Origin of the sequence: Bacillus sp. JAS24-2 (assembly GCF_008274905.1) — a bacterium.
Lineage (GTDB): Bacteria > Bacillota > Bacilli > Bacillales > Bacillaceae_G > Bacillus_A > Bacillus_A cereus.
Genome location: NZ_CP031068.1, coordinates 2193222 through 2209259 on the forward strand (window position 1 = coordinate 2193222; position 16038 = coordinate 2209259).

A 16038-nucleotide genomic window follows, 5' to 3' on the forward strand; every position below is an offset into this window, starting at 1 on the left:
TGAAAGTAGACGGGCAGCAAGAGCTTTTTCATCATATTGCTTTGGAAAGGCGATGAAAAAAATGGATACGTTAGATTCATTATTATTTCAACTTGAACAATATGGAGAAGAGCATGATCGAAATAAAAAAACACGGGAAGAAAAATTACGGAATATTACTCGTGAGATGGGGCAATTTTTATCAATTTTAGTAAAAGGGTGTAGCGCAAAAAACATTTTAGAAATCGGAACTTCTAATGGCTATTCTACATTGTGGTTAGCTAATGCGGTAGAAGAAACAAATGGAAATGTAACAACTGTAGAGCTTTCTTCAGAACGAGTTGGAGAGGCACTTGTCAATTTTGAAAAGGCAAACCTTTTACAAAGGATTGATGTTCATAATCAAGAAGCAGGGGCATTTTTAGATGCGCAATTAGATCATTCATTTGATTTTATTTTCCTAGATTCAGAGCGTACGCAATACATGTGGTGGCTTGAGCATATAAAACGCATTTTACAACCAAAGGGTTTTCTTGTTGTTGATAACGCAACCTCTCATGCAAATGAATTAGCCGAGTTTAAAAAAATGATAGAAGAAGATGAAATGTTTGAAACGGTGTTATTGGCATTTCAAAATGGAGCATTCGTAGCGCGCAAGAAGAAATAGGAGTGAGCGCAATATAATTATCACATTGAAAAAGGGTGTATGTCAAAAGATTGAGTACAGAAGGATAGGAGAACATAATTTATAGTAACATACGAAGAATCCGCCTTCAGCATGTCGTTCTCTAGGTCTTAAGTCTGAGGAAAATTATGTTGTTTACAGGTATACTTATAGTAAGAAACAGGGAATGACTGCATAAACAGGCATTTCTAAAAAAATCGATTTCAAGCAATCAGAATGTATATGAAATACGATATAATAGATGAAATATAGTGCATATAAATTCGCACATATAAATAAAGGAGCGATTTTGTTGACTGAACTCGAGAAAAAAGAACCTGTATCGATCGTGAAAGATAATAATGTAGAAGTAGTGGTTGATACAGTTATAAAAGATGCAGAATTAGAGGAACTGAATAAAGAAGCTGATCTTTATGTACAAAAGTTAAATAGCGAGCAAAATACAGATTTATCAAAAGTATTGTCTCAGCTAGGAGATTTAGGAGATAAAGAGCAACAAGCAGCAGGACAAACGTTGTCAGCATTAAAACGTCCTGTAACAGCGATGATGAATGGAAAGAACGAAGAAATTCCAAATACATTGTTAGAATTACGAAAAGTGGTATCAGAACTTGATCCGAATTCATTAAAAGCAAGTGGTATGAAGAAAATTATGTTTAAAGTATTCAAGAAAAATCCACTTGAAACATACGTGCATAAATATCAATCTATAGATAAGCAAATTGAGGAGATTATAAGATCCCTTCTAATTGGTCGTGACAACTTACAAGAAGATACAGTTGGTCTTGAAATGCTTAAAGAGCAATCGCATGATAAAATTCACGCTCTTGATAAGCAAGTATACTTAGGGAAAAAACTTGCTGGCATGCTGGAAGCTGAGAAACAAAATCCAGAACGTCAAAGAGATATTCCATTAATTAACGATGCGTTAGAAAAGATACTTGTACGTACACGTAATATGCAGCAAGCGAAAAGTGTTTTATTACAATCTATCGCATCTGTAGACATTATTAAGAAAAATAATGAAAAGTTAACAGAGGCAATTCGTAATGCAATTACGATGACGCAAAACGTTGTAACGGTTTCAGCTGCTATTCAGTTAGCGTTAACAAATCAACGGAAAACAATCGATGCAGTGAATGCGACAAATGAAGCAATTGAATCGATGGTATTAAGTAATTCTCAAGCGTTAAAACAAAATACAGAAGAAACGACAAAATTGCTTGAAAACCCTGCTATTAGCATGGATAAATTACGTGAATCATTCCAAAATGTGTTCGCTGCAATTGAAGCATCTGAAAAATCGTCAGAACGTATTATCGAGTCAAGTAAGAAGTTCGTTATTGAACTAGACACATTTAATGATGAGATGAAGCAGAAACTCATTCAGCGTCCAAGGAAATAACGGATTATTAGAGGAGGTGAACAAATGAGTTTCATTCAAACAGTATTATTACTACTCGGTACATTGCTTTTAATAGCATTTACTGTCGTTGTTTTAGTCGTATATTTCGGACGGAAGCTGTATTTTTCATGGACGAAGCCATATAAAAGAGCGCAAGATTCTTTAGACAAGTTATCAAACAAATCAATACCGTTTCTACAAGAATTTACACAACATCCACTGTTTTATCGCTGGATTCGCACTGAAGGAAAGAAAGAACAAAATACATTAAATACTCTATTTTGTGCATCAGGTCAACGTACGAGAGAACAAGTCTTCTCGATGTTACCGAAAGAAAAGCAGAAAAAAGTGCATGTAATGGCAAAAACTACGAAAAAGCTTACGAATGAAGATATTGATGTAGCTGCGATGAAAGTGAAAGATTTCTTAAGACAAGAGACACAGCAAACTGTAAAACCGACAGACTTATCATTTTACAAATTGTATTTTTATGACCGTTATCCAGACGCATTAAATACAATTCAAGCGTATAAACGCTCAATAAATCCTTCATTACAAAGAACGGTTGATGATATTACAATTTCAGTATTGAATGCACTTCCGTACTATCAAGAGCAACGCATGTTTGAACAACAACATAAACTTGAAACGTTCTTAATGAAAGATTTAACGGCCATGTTATCGTTGGTAGTACAATTACCACCTTCACAAAGACCAGAGAAAGAAGAAGAACTGAAAATCTACTTGGAAAATTTCCAAAAAGAAATGGAAGTAGTAGAGCGAGATATTCGCGACTCAATTGATCACGATTTAAATGTGAAGATGAGAGCAGCGACTGAGAAGTTTAAGAATAAATAACAAAAAGCGCCTTAAAAGCTAAGTATCACAGCTTTAGGGCGCTTTTTGTTATGAGATTTTATTTTGCACTAACGGTAGTATGACTAGAAGCCACACTTTCATTATGCAATCGATCAACTGCAGTTACGACATACGTATACGTTTCTCCAGAAATAACGGTTTTATCTACATAAATTTCTCCAAGTTTTGTTTTTCTTACAGTAGTAAGTAAATTTTTCGGATTTTGTATATCCACTTCATTTTTCCCATTCGCGCGGTAAATAGCGTAATAAGCAGAATCATTATCTCTATTGTCAATGATGCCAATTGCAATACCTTCATTTCTTGGAATGGCACCTTTTAAAGTCGGTTGTTTTGGTGGATCATGATCAATCCAAGGCATAGGCGGGATTAATGCAGGATGTTTATATATGTCTTTTGAGAGTCTATCTTTAACTCCAAGTGGATTGTTATTAATATCTTTTAAGCTAAAATGCATACTACCTTTTATTTCAGGATATAGCCGGTTTAATGCAATTTGTCTTGGATATTCTTCTGGATCAGACCAAGCAGGGACGGAGTTATTATTAATTTTATAGGCCGCTTGACCGATGTATAGGTGAATCGGTTTGTTATTTGTTTCTTTAACCCACCAATCTACTAATATGTCATATGCAGCTGGGGTGAAACCTATATTCCAATATATTTGCGGTGTAATGTAGTCAATATATCCTTTTTGTATCCACTCACGTGTGTCAGCATAAAGGTCATCATAGTTTCTTTGGCCTGCGGTTGTGTTAGAGCCAGTCGGATCGTCAGCTATATTTCTCCATACGCCGAACGGACTAATGCCAAACTTTACATATGATTTTTCTTGTTTTATAGCAGTATTTAAATCTTTTACAAGTTCATTTACATTGTTACGTCGCCAATCTTCTATATTTGTAAATCTACCGTTATTATATGTTTCGTACGTTTTCTGATCTGGAAATTCTTCACCGGCTACTTTATATGGATAAAAATAATCATCCATATGCAGCGCATCAATATCGTAATTTTGCACGATTTCTAAAGCACCTTCTGTTATAAATTTTTTCACTTCTGGAATACCGGGATTGTAATATAACTTTCCGCCATAAGGGACAACCCAATTGGGATGTTGCCTTGCAGGGTGATTATTTGATAATCGATTTATATCGGTGTGATTCATCGTTATTCGGTATGGGTTAATCCAAGCGTGGAATTCTATATTTCTTTTATGAGTTTCTTCAATCATAAATGCAAGCGGGTCATAACCAGGATCTTTTCCTTGTGTTCCTGTAATGTATTCAGACCAAGGACCGTAATTTGAAGGATAGAAAGCATCAGCGGTTGGTTTAATTTGTACAACAACTGCATTCATACCAGTGCTTTTTACATCGTCTAATAATCTTATAAATTCTTGTTTCTGTTTTTCAATGGGTAAGCCAGTTTTTGAGGGCCAATCAATATTCAGAACAGATGCAATCCATACAGCACGTAATTCATGTTTTTTGTATGCAGTATTTACTTCAGCATAAGTAGAGTGAGGGGGAATGAAAGAGAAAGGGATGAACAAGATGACGATACAACATATCATTAATAAACGTTTAACGATCATTTATACGCCTCCCTATCATATGATTATTTAAAATAATATAGGAGGCGAGGTTGACTTTGCAATAGAGAAAATTGCATATTGAAACATTAATTTAATAGGAAAAATATTTTTAATGAAATTTACTTTCATTATAACTAAATTCATTTACTACTTCATATGCTTGTTAGTAAAGTGAAACTTCCTTTCATTTGAAGGGTAATAAATTATAAGTATAGGAGGATTAATAAATGAAAGTTTTGTTCGTCTGTTCTGGAGGAATGTCCAGTGCAATTGTTGTAAACGCTTTAAAAAAAGAAGCGGAGAAAAATGGTGTGAACATGGAAGTGCATGCAATTGGAACGAATGAGGTAGAGGAAGAAGTAAAGAATGGCTGGGATGTCGTAATGGTGGCACCTCAAATAAGACACCGATTTGACTCTGTAAAAAAATTTGCAGAGGAGGAATCTATTCCGTGTGGCATCATTCCACCGCAAGCATACACGCCACTTGGAGGCCCGACTTTATTAAAAACTGTAAATGAATTAATTAGTTAGGAGGAAGCGTTATGAATAAGTTTGTCACGTTTCTTGATAAAAACTTATCTGGCCCGATGGCAAGGCTTTCTGAGCAGAGGCATCTACAAGCAATCCGTGATGGAGTTATTTCGGCGTTACCATTTATTATAGTAGGAAGCTTTTTTTTAATAGTAGCATTTCCACCACTGCCGAAAGATAGTTTCATATCGGTTTGGGCATTAAAGAATCAAACAAGTATATTGATACCATATCGTTTAACTATGTTTATTATGTCCTTATATATAGCATTTGGAATAGGATATAATTTAGCGAAAAGTTATAAATTAGATGCTTTATCAGGAGCACAGCTTGCGGTATGTTCACTACTTTTAACATTAACGCCTGAGTTAATTGATAAAAAAGGATTCATGCTTCCGATGACAAATCTTGGAGGTCATGGATTATTTGTGACGATGATCGTCTCTATTTTATCAGTTGAGATTTTAAGGTTTTGTAAGAAGAATAACGTAACGATAAAAATGCCAGAACAAGTACCACCGTCAGTATCACGTTCATTTGAAGCACTTATACCTGCAGCATTCGTTATTATTATGATGAGTCTTATTACAGTCGTTTTTAAAGTTGATTTACATTACGTTGTAGATAAACTAGCCGCACCGTTAGTAAAAGCTGGTGATAGTTACTTTGGCGTTATTATACCTGTATTTTTAATTACGTTTTTCTGGTCTTTCGGGATACACGGAGTATCAGTTGTAGGTACTGTGGCAAGGCCACTTTGGGATGTGTATTTAGGAAAGAACGGTGAAGCTGTAGCAAGTGGAGCGAGTCATTTTCCGTTTATTGCACCAGAACCGTTTTATCAATGGTTTATTTGGATTGGTGGTTCGGGTGCAACGTTAGGGCTTGTGTTAGCTATGATTATATTTGGTCGATCAAAATATTCAAAAGCATTATCGAGAACATGTATTGTCCCTGGGATTTTTAATATAAATGAACCGGTTATATTCGGTTTGCCGATTGTATTAAATCCAATTTTAATTATTCCTTTCGTCATTACCCCGTTAGTAACAGCTACTATAGCGTATGCTGCAACCGCAATGGGATTTGTAACACCAACGCATATTATGCCGCCATGGACATTACCTGCTCCAATTGGTGCATATTTAGCAACAGGTGGAGATTGGCGTGCGATTGTATTAGTTTTTATAAATATAACAATATCGTTCCTTATTTATTTACCATTCTTTAAAATGTACGACAAAAATATGCTTGAAATCGAAAAGAATGGTGACGGAGAGTCGGTTAATCCTTAATCTACATGCTGTTATTTTGAGTGATAGACTTTTTGTCTATCACTTCTTTCACATTAAAACTAGAAAGGGGGAAATAGAATGAATATAAAATTTAGTTATAAAGGTGTGTTTTTATTACTATTTGGAGTGATTTGTGCAAATTTACTTTTTGTTCCTTTATTAGGCATGCTAAATTTATCACAAATGCATAGTATTTGGCTCGTTACAAGTATTGCGGCAAGCGTTTTGCTTACGGTAGTTGTTTCTTTCATTGATGGATCGTTTGCATCGAAAGCTCAGTTGTTTTTTAGATTTATATTGTTTTCGATTGGTTGTACGTTGGTTACTTACATGATTGTTTTTTAGTAAATAGGAGGTCATGCATGTTATGTATGTTGCAGGGGTAATGTCCGGTACTTCGTTAGACGGAATAGATGTAGCACTCGTTCATATAGATGGAAGCGGTGTAGATTCTAAAGTTGAACTCATCCATTTTACTACTGTGCCATTTTGTAATGATATGAAAAATGATATCCAGCAGGCATTATCAATAGAAAATTCAAATGTACAACTTATATGCAGTTTGAATTTTAAACTCGGTTTACGCTTCGCAAACGCTGTAAAGGAAGTTTGTAAAGAGGCCAATTTTCCTTTGAGACAATTAGATTTAATTGGTTCTCACGGACAAACGATTTATCATCAGCCACAGCAAGATGGAGGTATGATTCCTTCTACATTACAAATTGGAGAACCAGCAATTATAGCGTATGAAACGAATACGACGGTTATTTCTAATTTTCGAACGATGGACATGGCAGCTGGAGGACAAGGAGCACCACTTGTACCATATTCAGAGATTATTTTATATCGTCACCAAACTAAAAATAGACTACTACAAAATATCGGCGGGATTGGTAATGTGACTGTAATACCAAGTCAACTAAGTGAGAAAAGCGTTATAGCATTTGATACAGGTCCAGGTAATATGGTAATGGATGAAGTATGTCAAAGGTTGTTTCAGTTGTCATATGATCAAAATGGTAACATTGCAAAACAAGGAGTAGTTGTAGAAGAGGTTTTGACATATTGTATGAATCATCCATTTTTGAAAATGAATCCACCGAAATCAACTGGTAGAGAACAGTTTGGAGAAGAATTTGTCAGTGAGTTATTAAAGCGGTTTGAAAAGCATAGTAAAGAAAATATATTGACGACTGTCACAAGGTTTACAGCAAGTTCAATTGTTTATCATTATAAGGAGTTTATTCTGCCGTATTATGAAATCGATGAGGTAATTCTAGGTGGTGGCGGAAGTTATAATGATACACTTGTAGAAATGATACGGCATGGATTGAAAGAAGAAAAATGTGCATTATTCCTTCAAGAAGATATAGGCTATTCTTCAGAAGCGAAGGAAGCAATCGCCTTTGCCATTTTAGCAAATGAAACATATCATCGTAATCCGAGTAATGTGCCGAGCGCAACAGGTGCTAAGAATTCCGTAATTTTAGGGAATATAACATTCCCTCCATACGCAGATGAAAATGAGGCGAACATATGAAGTATATGATTGGAGTAGATGGCGGGGGAACGAAGACAGAGGCAATTGCATTTGATCAAGATGGAAATGAAGTTGTAAGAGGTACGAGCAGATTTGGAAATGTATTAATAGATTTTGACCAGGCACTTTTGCATATTATGGAAGCAATTAATCAATGCCAGAAGAGTTTAATGAATGAGCATTGCGTTTGTATTTGTTTAGGATTAGCTGGTATAAGCGGAGGGAATACAAATGAATTAACATTACGTTTAAAAAAGAAATACGGAACAAAAATTGAAATTTTTAATGATGCAATGATCGCGCATGCAGCTGCTTTAAAAGGTAAGGAGGGAATATTAACTATAGGTGGTACAGGTGCAATTTGTATCGGAAAGAAAGGGGAAGTATATCAGTATAGCGGTGGATGGGGACATATTTTAGGAGATGAGGGGAGCGGATATTGGATTGCATTACAAGCTTTAAAGAGAATGGCAATTCAGTTCGATCAAGGAATCAGTCTTTGTCCATTGAGTTTGAACATTCAAAGGCAGTTTCAACTTTTGACACCGTCTCATATAAAAAGCTTAGTATATACTTCTTCTAAAGATAAAATTGCAGCAATCGCGCCATTAGTTATTCAGGAAGCGAGAAATGGCAATGATGATGCGTATGAAATTATGATGCAAGCTGGAAAGGAATTGGCAAGGATTACAGTAAGTGTTTATAACAAGTTGAACTTTAAGCACTCAACGCCAATTGCAGTAAGTGGCAGTATATTGCGTTTAGTTCCTGAAATATTTGCTGTATTTAAGAAATGCTGTGAAGATAGTATGAAAGAAATTACATTCGTATCACAAGCAGAAATGGCAGTGAAAGGAACATATTATTTAATGAGGGATATATATTTTTAAAAATAGTGTATGAGAATTTTTGTATGATTTGTAAAAATATGATGTTAAAATGTATAAAGGGATGTATGTTAAAAACGTACAATATACGTAATAATTGAATATTGTATATGTAATCCCATGTAGAAAGTGAATGATTACATGATTAATAGTATGCAGTTTTTATATTTGGTGGCTTCTTATTTAATTGGAAACATATTGACCGCTTATATAGTAACAAAATTGAGACATAACGTTGATATTAGGGATGAAGGAAGCGGAAATCCTGGCGCAAGAAATATGGGGCGCGTATATGGAAAAGGGTATTTCATCGCTACATTTTTAGGGGATGCGATTAAAGGGGCAATCGTTGTTGCTGTAGCAAAATATCTTTTTGAAGATCCTACATTCGTAATGTTAACATTATTGTCCGTTATTATTGGACATATTTACCCAGTTTTATTTAAAGGCAAGGGCGGTAAAGGTATTTCAACATTTATAGGAGGACTAATCGCATTTGATTATTTGATAGCGCTTACCCTCTTAGGCATTTTTATTGTATTTTATTTAATATTTAAAGGGTTTACGAAGCCAGGACTAATTACAATTGCTTGTTTACCAATTTGTATGATTCTTTATTCTTATTCTATTGTTACCACTATATTAAGTGGAATGATTATTGTACTTATTCTATATGTGAATCGAGAATAAAATGAATGTTTAATAAGTGGGGATAATCTCCACTTATCATTTTTTATTAAATAGATAAAGGAGATAAGGCATGGGGTTAATTTATAAAGTTGCTGATCAAGATTGGGAATTTGAAAGTATACATAAATTAAATTATAAAACTTTTGTGGAAGAGATACCACAACATGAAGAAACGAAAGACCGGTTTCGTATAGATCGGTTTCATAAAGAAAATACATATTTAATTTGTTTAGATGAGGATAGATTAGTAGGTATGGTCGCAGTGCGGGGAAAACGACCATTCTCGTTAGATTATAAAATCTCAAATTTAGATGTTTATTTGCAAGAGCATGGAGAAAAAATGTATGAAATTCGTTTACTTTCAGTAGAACGTGAATATAGAAATGGAAGAGCGTTGTTAGGATTAATTCGTTTTCTACATCGTTATTTGCTTCTAAATGGATATGAATTAGCACTCATTTCTGCAACAACACGTGAACTAGCTTTATATGAGCAAATGGGATTCAAATCTTTCCATACGTTAGTTGGTGCAGAAGAAGCAGCCTTCCAGCCAATGTATGTTACCCCTGCTATGTTTGAAGAGTCGAGTGTTGGGGGGATTATGACGAAAGAATATACGTTTTTACCTGGTCCAGTAGATATTGAAGAGAACGTTCGAAAGGCATTTTCTACGCGGCCTATTTCGCATCGCTCTAAGTCATTTCAAGTGATGATGGACAATGTGAAAAAACGGTTACTTTATATGACAAAAGCAAAACATGTACAGCTTATGTTAGGAACAGGGACGTTAGCAAATGATGCGATTGCTTTACAGTTACGTTCTTTAAAAGGGAAAGGACTAGTATTAACAAATGGGGAATTTGGTAATAGATTAGTTGGACATGCAAAACGAGCACAGTTACATTTTGATACGTATAAAAAGGAAATGGGAGATCCATTTATTTATACCGAATTAGAAGAAATCATGACAACTGGAAATTATGAATGGATTTGGTTTGTTCATCATGAAACATCTACTGGAATGTTAAATGATTTAAACGAGCTAAATACTCTTTGTAACGAGAATCAAATAAAACTATGTGTAGATTGCATAAGCTCAATTGGAGCAATACCATTAGACTTGAAGGATGTGTATTTTGCGAGTGGTGTTAGCGGTAAAGCGATTAAATCATATACAGGAATTTCTTTCGTTTTTTATAACCACATTGTAAAAATAAACGAGGCTGTGCCAGCCTATATGGACATTGGCATGTATGAAGAAAATGAAAACATTCCATACTCACAATCATGGAATTTAATTTATGCATTGCAAGAAGCGTTGAAGAGATTTGAAGATGAAAAGGTATTTGTAAAAATTAAAGAGACATACGAATATGTTGAAGAAGTTATTACTGATATGGGCTTAAAGCTTGTTTCACCTAAAGAACATGCCGCGCCAATTATACTTACTATTGTATTAAGCGAAGACCATTCTTCTAAAGTAGTAGGCGATGCATTAGCATTACAAGGATACATCGTTCATTATGAGTCATCTTATTTACAAAAGAATAATTGGATCCAAATTGCATGTTTAAATCATTATAAAGAACGCGATATGAAGAGGATGTTAAATTGTTTGCAAATGTGTTTATTTCAGAGTGGGGTACATATATAAAGATTTTTTCTTTTCGTATAAAGGAGCTACGACTTACGAAAACTTAGAAATAGAACTTTGGAAGAGGTGTCAGTATGATAACTAGAAAACTACCATTACATATAGACGATATTAAAAAAGCTCACAAGATTCTAGATAGAAATGCTCGTAAAACGCCATTAGTAAAATCTTTTTATTTGACTAGTAAAACGGGCGGAGAAATACATTTGAAATTAGAAAATATGCAATTAACGGGTTCTTTTAAATTTCGTGGCGCATTTAATAAAATGTCACGGCTCACGGATCAAGAAAAAGAAAGAGGTGTAATCGCATGTTCAGCAGGTAATCATGCACAAGGAGTTGCATTATCTGCTCATTTACTCGGTATTAAGAGTAAAATTGTTATGCCAATTTCTGCACCTCAGGCAAAAGTTGAAGCAACAAAAGGATATGGATCTGAAGTGATTTTACATGGTGAAACCTTTGATGATGCAAAGGTAAAATGTGAAGAAATTATAAGGGAAACAGGTGAAACATACTTACATCCATATGATGATGTAGAGGTAATGGCTGGTCAAGGTACAATTGGATTAGACATTCTTGATGATATGTGGGATGTAGATACTGTCATTGTACCAATAGGTGGAGGCGGAATTATTTCTGGTATTTCTGTAGCATTAAAATCTTTTAATCCATCCATTAATATAATTGGTGTCCAAGCAGATAATGTTCATGGAATGAAGGCATCTTACGATAAAGGCGCAATCGTAGAACATTATGAGGCCCCTACTATTGCAGATGGTTGCGCAGTTAAAATACCAGGAGAATTAACATTTGAAATTGTAAAAGAATTAGTAGATGATATTGTAACTGTATCAGAAAAAGAGCTGGAAGTAGCGATGAAAGATTTATTACAACGTGGGAAAGCTGTTGTAGAAGGTGCAGGTGCATTAGCAACTGCTGCACTTCTTGCGGGAAAAGTTGATAGTTATATAAAAGGGAAAAAAGTAGTGGCTGTTATATCTGGTGGGAACGTGGACTTACAGCGCATATCAAGTGTATGTGAGCACTTTTTTGTCGCTAATGAAGTGAAATAGTTTTATGAAAGAAGAGCTAAGAGAAATGATCTTAGCTCTTACTTTTTGTCTACCATTTACTGTAAGTAGTAATAAACTTGCAGAATTTGCTGTCTAATGAATTGTTTTATTTAAGCGCCTATTTTTACACATATCTTTAATGTTACAATAATTATTTCAATATTGTCGAAACGTAAGCAGAAATTTAATATAATAGTTTTAATGTGCTAATGAGCGGTGAGGAGGGCAGGTCATGAATAAAGAAGAACAGGTCATGAACGGTTTCAGGGAATTATATAATAAGCTGGTTTGGCTTAATAAAGATAAGATGGAAGAAGGTCTTAAAGGGTTTAAGTCTTCTGAAGTCCACTGTATTGAATATATTGAAAACAATGCAGATTCTAACGTGACACAACTCGCAGAGGCTTTTTATGTGACTCGCGGTGCTATAAGTAGAATGACTAAGAAGCTCATACAAAAAGGCCTTGTTGAAAGCTACCAAAAGTCAGAAAATAAGAAAGAAATTTATTTTAAGCTTACCGAACAAGGGAAAGAAATTTATAAAATCCATGAAGATCTGCACAAAGAGTTTCAAGAGCGGGATAAAGCTGTATTTGAGCAAGTAACTGAAGAAGAATTCGACAGTATAATTAGCTTTGTGGAAAAGTATAGTAGACATTTGGATGCAGAAATAAAGAAACAAGGTATACATATTAAATCGTAATACATTTTAATAATAAAATGGCAGCCTTACTCTAATATGAGAATAGGCTGCTTTTTTATTATTTTATCTTTGTTGACTAATCAACAAAACAGGGTTATCATTTTGTTGACAAAGCAACAAAATATTTTAAGGAGAGAAGTTAAATGTCTATATTTAGATCACAAAATGAAAGGGAAACTGAAAAAAGCATAGATAAACATGCTTTACTATTCGGACTTATTTCTGTATTTCTTTGTGGTATAGGTTTCAGTATCATCATGCCTGTAGTCCCATTCTTAGTACAGCCATATACAAGTAATCCGGAAGAACAAGCATTAGTTGTTACACTACTAACTTCCGTATATGCGGCCTCCGTGTTTTTAGCTGCTCCAGCACTCGGGGCTTTAAGCGATAAGTATGGCCGTCGTCCATTACTTTTAATATGCTTATTTGGTTCTGCAATTGGGTACTTAGTTTTTGGCATAGGAGGAGCTTTATGGGTATTATTTGCTGGACGCATAATAGAAGGTATAACAGGTGGGAGCATAAGTACTATCTTCGCATATTTTGCAGACATCATTCCGAAAGAGCAGAGAACGAAATACTTTGGATGGGTGAGTGCAGTTGTAGGTGTGGGAACTATTATTGGACCAACTCTTGGGGGCTTACTTGCAAAGTTTGGTCATTCTGTACCTTTATACTTTGGAGCGTTCATAACTTTATTAAATGTTTTATATGGTATGAAATACATGCCTGAGAGCCTTGACAAAAATAACAGGTTAAAAGAGATTACTTTTGTAAGGTTAAATCCTTTTGCACAGCTAGCAAATATACTTTCCATGAAAAATTTAAAATGGTTACTTATCTCAGCGTTTTTACTTTGGATACCTAACGGATCTTTACAAGCAATTTTCACGCAATTTACAATGGATACTTTCAGTTGGAAACCTGCATTAATCGGACTTATGTTTTCAATTTTGGGCTTTCAAGACATTGTTTCACAAAGTTTTATCATGCCAAAGCTTTTAATCAATCTTAGTGATAAACAAATAGCAATTCTTGGGATGGTTTCGGAGATTATAGGATACAGTTTTATTGCAGCATCAGCTGTATTTTCACTCTCTCCACTACTTATCGTTGGAATGCTAATGTTTGGTTTTGGGGATTCAATTTTCGGGCCTTCATTCAACGGGATGCTTTCAAAGTCTGTCAATTCTAATGAACAAGGAAGGATTCAAGGTGGAAGCCAATCTATTCAAGCTTTAGCAAGAATGATTGGTCCGATTATTGGAGGACAAATCTATGTATCACTTGGTCATGCCGCACCTGCTTTTATGGGTATGATTCTTATAGTAGCGGCAATAGCAGTTTTGTATAAGGGAACGTATGAAACTGTATAACAGATAGATATAAGAACAAATAAAAGGGAGTCAGAACTTAGGAACAAGTGCTGATTCCCTATTTGTTTACGGTTTGAGAGCTAAGAGAAATGCTTTTGTTTAGGAATTTATTCTGCTATGCTCTCATGGTGAAGGGTAATATTCAGTGAGGTGGAACTATTATTAATTACAGTTAGCTTTATTTGAAAGTAAAAAGGTAGGTAAATGACTAGATAATTTCATTATGCTTGTGCTGAAGTAAATAATGATTCCATCTTTACTTTGCTCTTCTCTCGAATTTCAGCATCTGCATGGCGCATCACATATTTATGCGCTACAGCGATTGCTAAAACATCATCTAATAAGCCAATCCCAATAATAGCAGCTATATCTGGAATGAAATCGATTGTTAATACGTAATAAGATAAAGCGGCTAATATTATGAATTCCGCCTTAGTAGGTAATTCTTTCTTTTTCATTGTGTAGAATAAAATAATACTTTCATATACGCTAGATTTACCGAGGTTTACAGAGCTTTTTTTGAACTTTTTCCAAAGTGTCTGTTTCTCCATATAAACACTCCTTTTACAAAACATAGATTTTTTAAAAGGATGGACAAAGAAGTGAGAGATTAATCAATTTTATTGTTTTTCTTAATTATATATTTCCATAAAAATAGGGGATTACCTGTTTAAAATAATATAATGTGGATTATGTAACGATTCATAGTGTTCCGTTACATAGTATATATATTGTAAAATGTATGTGGATGATTTAGTTATTATTATGCATTTTATAAGCGGTATGGGGGAAGCAAAATGAAAATAATAGAACTACCAATTGAATTCGAATTTAACGGGCAAAAACAATGTGTTTATCCAAGTTTAATTATAGTACATAATGAATTAACATTAGTCGATACAGGATATACAAGTTTTTTACCTTTAATTGAAAATGCAATATTAAAACATGGATATGAGATGAAAAACTTAAAAAATATAATTATTACTCATTATGATGATGATCATCTAGGGGCTTTATATGATTTTAAAGTGAAATATCCTCAAATTAATATTATTGCTAGTGAAATTGAATCTAACTATATTAGTGGTGATATAAAATCAGAGAGGTTAGTTCAAGCTGAAGTAATGTTAGAACGTATGCCAAATGAAGAAAAAGAATTTGGTAAATGGTTTATACAACAGTTAAAAAATATAAAACATATTTCCGTCGATGAAAAAGTGCATGATGGTCAAATGATTTTGAATAATGAATGTCAAATAGTAGCGACGCCAGGACATACTTCGGGGCATATTTCATTATATTTTCCGAATTTAGATTGTGTAATTACGGGAGATGCGGCTGTTCAAGAGAATAGTGAGTTAGTAATAGCTAATCCGAATTTTTGTTTAGATATAGAAAAAGCGAAACAGTCTTTAAATAGGATTAAAAGTTTTAAAGCAGCAGAGTATTATTGCTATCATGGAGGAAAGCTTACTGTATAAACTAATGAAAACCGGTCTTTCCTAAATCGAAAAGATCGGTTTTTTAGTTCATATATTTTGCGATTTCAACCAAATCAGTAACATTATATTTCGGTAAAATTGAAATATATATGTAAAGAAGAATATATATAATTTGAGCAAGGGTATAGGGGGGAGAAGATGGGTTCGTTATTTGCTGTAATAGCAAAATTAAGAAGTTCATTTTGTCTTCTACTAACATGGAAGCATTAATAAAATCTGAGAAAAAGCAAA

General features: G+C 34.2%; 16 protein-coding genes. 14 read left to right on the forward strand and 2 right to left on the reverse strand.

What is annotated here, in order from left to right:
• Positions 1 to 52: 52 nt before the first annotated feature.
• From DN407_RS11460 to DN407_RS11470, 3 genes are all read left to right on the forward strand, one after another.
• The gene (locus DN407_RS11460; RefSeq protein ID WP_002005067.1) at positions 53 to 646 is read left to right on the forward strand and encodes an O-methyltransferase; all 594 of its coding nucleotides are present in this window, start codon (positions 53 to 55) and stop codon (positions 644 to 646) included.
• 310 nt (positions 647 to 956) lie between these two features.
• Positions 957 to 2069, forward strand: a complete 1113-nt coding sequence (locus tag DN407_RS11465) for a toxic anion resistance protein (protein ID WP_000137396.1) — start codon at positions 957 to 959, stop codon at positions 2067 to 2069.
• Between the two features lie 24 nt (positions 2070 to 2093).
• Positions 2094 to 2927, forward strand: coding sequence for a DUF3974 domain-containing protein (locus DN407_RS11470; RefSeq protein WP_000008378.1), 834 nt, complete (start codon positions 2094 to 2096; stop codon positions 2925 to 2927).
• 58 nt (positions 2928 to 2985) lie between these two features.
• On the opposite strand, the gene DN407_RS11475 is transcribed toward DN407_RS11470, so the two are convergent.
• Positions 2986 to 4545, reverse strand: a complete 1560-nt coding sequence (locus DN407_RS11475) for a glycoside hydrolase family 10-like protein (RefSeq protein ID WP_118414495.1) — start codon at positions 4543 to 4545, stop codon at positions 2986 to 2988.
• A 227-nt stretch (positions 4546 to 4772) separates the two neighbouring features.
• On the opposite strand from DN407_RS11475, the gene DN407_RS11480 reads away from it, so the two are divergent.
• From DN407_RS11480 to DN407_RS11525, 10 genes are all read left to right on the forward strand, one after another.
• Positions 4773 to 5078 carry a PTS sugar transporter subunit IIB gene (locus DN407_RS11480; protein WP_000865907.1) on the forward strand — a complete coding sequence of 102 codons (306 nt, stop codon included), beginning with the start codon at positions 4773 to 4775 and terminating at the stop codon, positions 5076 to 5078.
• 11 nt (positions 5079 to 5089) lie between these two features.
• The gene (locus DN407_RS11485) at positions 5090 to 6373 is read left to right on the forward strand and encodes a PTS sugar transporter subunit IIC (RefSeq protein WP_001032294.1); all 1284 of its coding nucleotides are present in this window, start codon (positions 5090 to 5092) and stop codon (positions 6371 to 6373) included.
• 78 nt (positions 6374 to 6451) lie between these two features.
• Positions 6452 to 6718: a hypothetical protein gene (locus DN407_RS11490; protein WP_001021966.1), complete on the forward strand. Its 267-nt coding sequence runs from the start codon at positions 6452 to 6454 to the stop codon at positions 6716 to 6718.
• Between the two features lie 22 nt (positions 6719 to 6740).
• Positions 6741 to 7913, forward strand: coding sequence for an anhydro-N-acetylmuramic acid kinase AnmK (gene anmK, locus DN407_RS11495; protein ID WP_000289011.1), 1173 nt, complete (start codon positions 6741 to 6743; stop codon positions 7911 to 7913).
• On the forward strand, positions 7910 to 8803 hold the full coding sequence (locus DN407_RS11500) for a BadF/BadG/BcrA/BcrD ATPase family protein (protein WP_000876620.1): 894 nt from the start codon (positions 7910 to 7912) through the stop codon (positions 8801 to 8803). The genes anmK and DN407_RS11500 overlap by 4 nt, the downstream gene beginning before the upstream one ends.
• Before the next feature lie 138 nt (positions 8804 to 8941).
• Entirely contained in the window at positions 8942 to 9490 is a 549-nt protein-coding gene (gene plsY / locus DN407_RS11505; RefSeq protein WP_000610873.1) for a glycerol-3-phosphate 1-O-acyltransferase PlsY, read from the forward strand.
• 70 nt (positions 9491 to 9560) lie between these two features.
• On the forward strand, positions 9561 to 11144 hold the full coding sequence (locus DN407_RS11510) for an aminotransferase class V-fold PLP-dependent enzyme (RefSeq protein WP_149216261.1): 1584 nt from the start codon (positions 9561 to 9563) through the stop codon (positions 11142 to 11144).
• Positions 11145 to 11218: 74 nt separating this feature from the next.
• Positions 11219 to 12220: a bifunctional threonine ammonia-lyase/L-serine ammonia-lyase TdcB gene (gene tdcB, locus DN407_RS11515; protein WP_000632959.1), complete on the forward strand. Its 1002-nt coding sequence runs from the start codon at positions 11219 to 11221 to the stop codon at positions 12218 to 12220.
• Positions 12221 to 12452: 232 nt separating this feature from the next.
• The gene (locus DN407_RS11520) at positions 12453 to 12923 is read left to right on the forward strand and encodes a MarR family transcriptional regulator (protein ID WP_001030900.1); all 471 of its coding nucleotides are present in this window, start codon (positions 12453 to 12455) and stop codon (positions 12921 to 12923) included.
• 143 nt (positions 12924 to 13066) lie between these two features.
• Positions 13067 to 14302, forward strand: coding sequence for an MFS transporter (locus DN407_RS11525; RefSeq protein WP_000021826.1), 1236 nt, complete (start codon positions 13067 to 13069; stop codon positions 14300 to 14302).
• A gap of 221 nt (positions 14303 to 14523) precedes the next feature.
• Here DN407_RS11525 and DN407_RS11530 read toward each other — a convergent pair whose 3' ends face one another.
• Positions 14524 to 14853, reverse strand: coding sequence for a YkvA family protein (locus tag DN407_RS11530; protein WP_149216262.1), 330 nt, complete (start codon positions 14851 to 14853; stop codon positions 14524 to 14526).
• Between the two features lie 246 nt (positions 14854 to 15099).
• Here DN407_RS11530 and DN407_RS11535 point away from each other — a divergent pair, with 246 nt between their 5' ends.
• A complete protein-coding gene (locus DN407_RS11535; RefSeq protein WP_000691175.1) occupies positions 15100 to 15786 on the forward strand; it encodes an MBL fold metallo-hydrolase in 687 nt (228 codons plus the stop codon).
• The last annotated feature ends 252 nt before the right edge of the window (positions 15787 to 16038 follow it).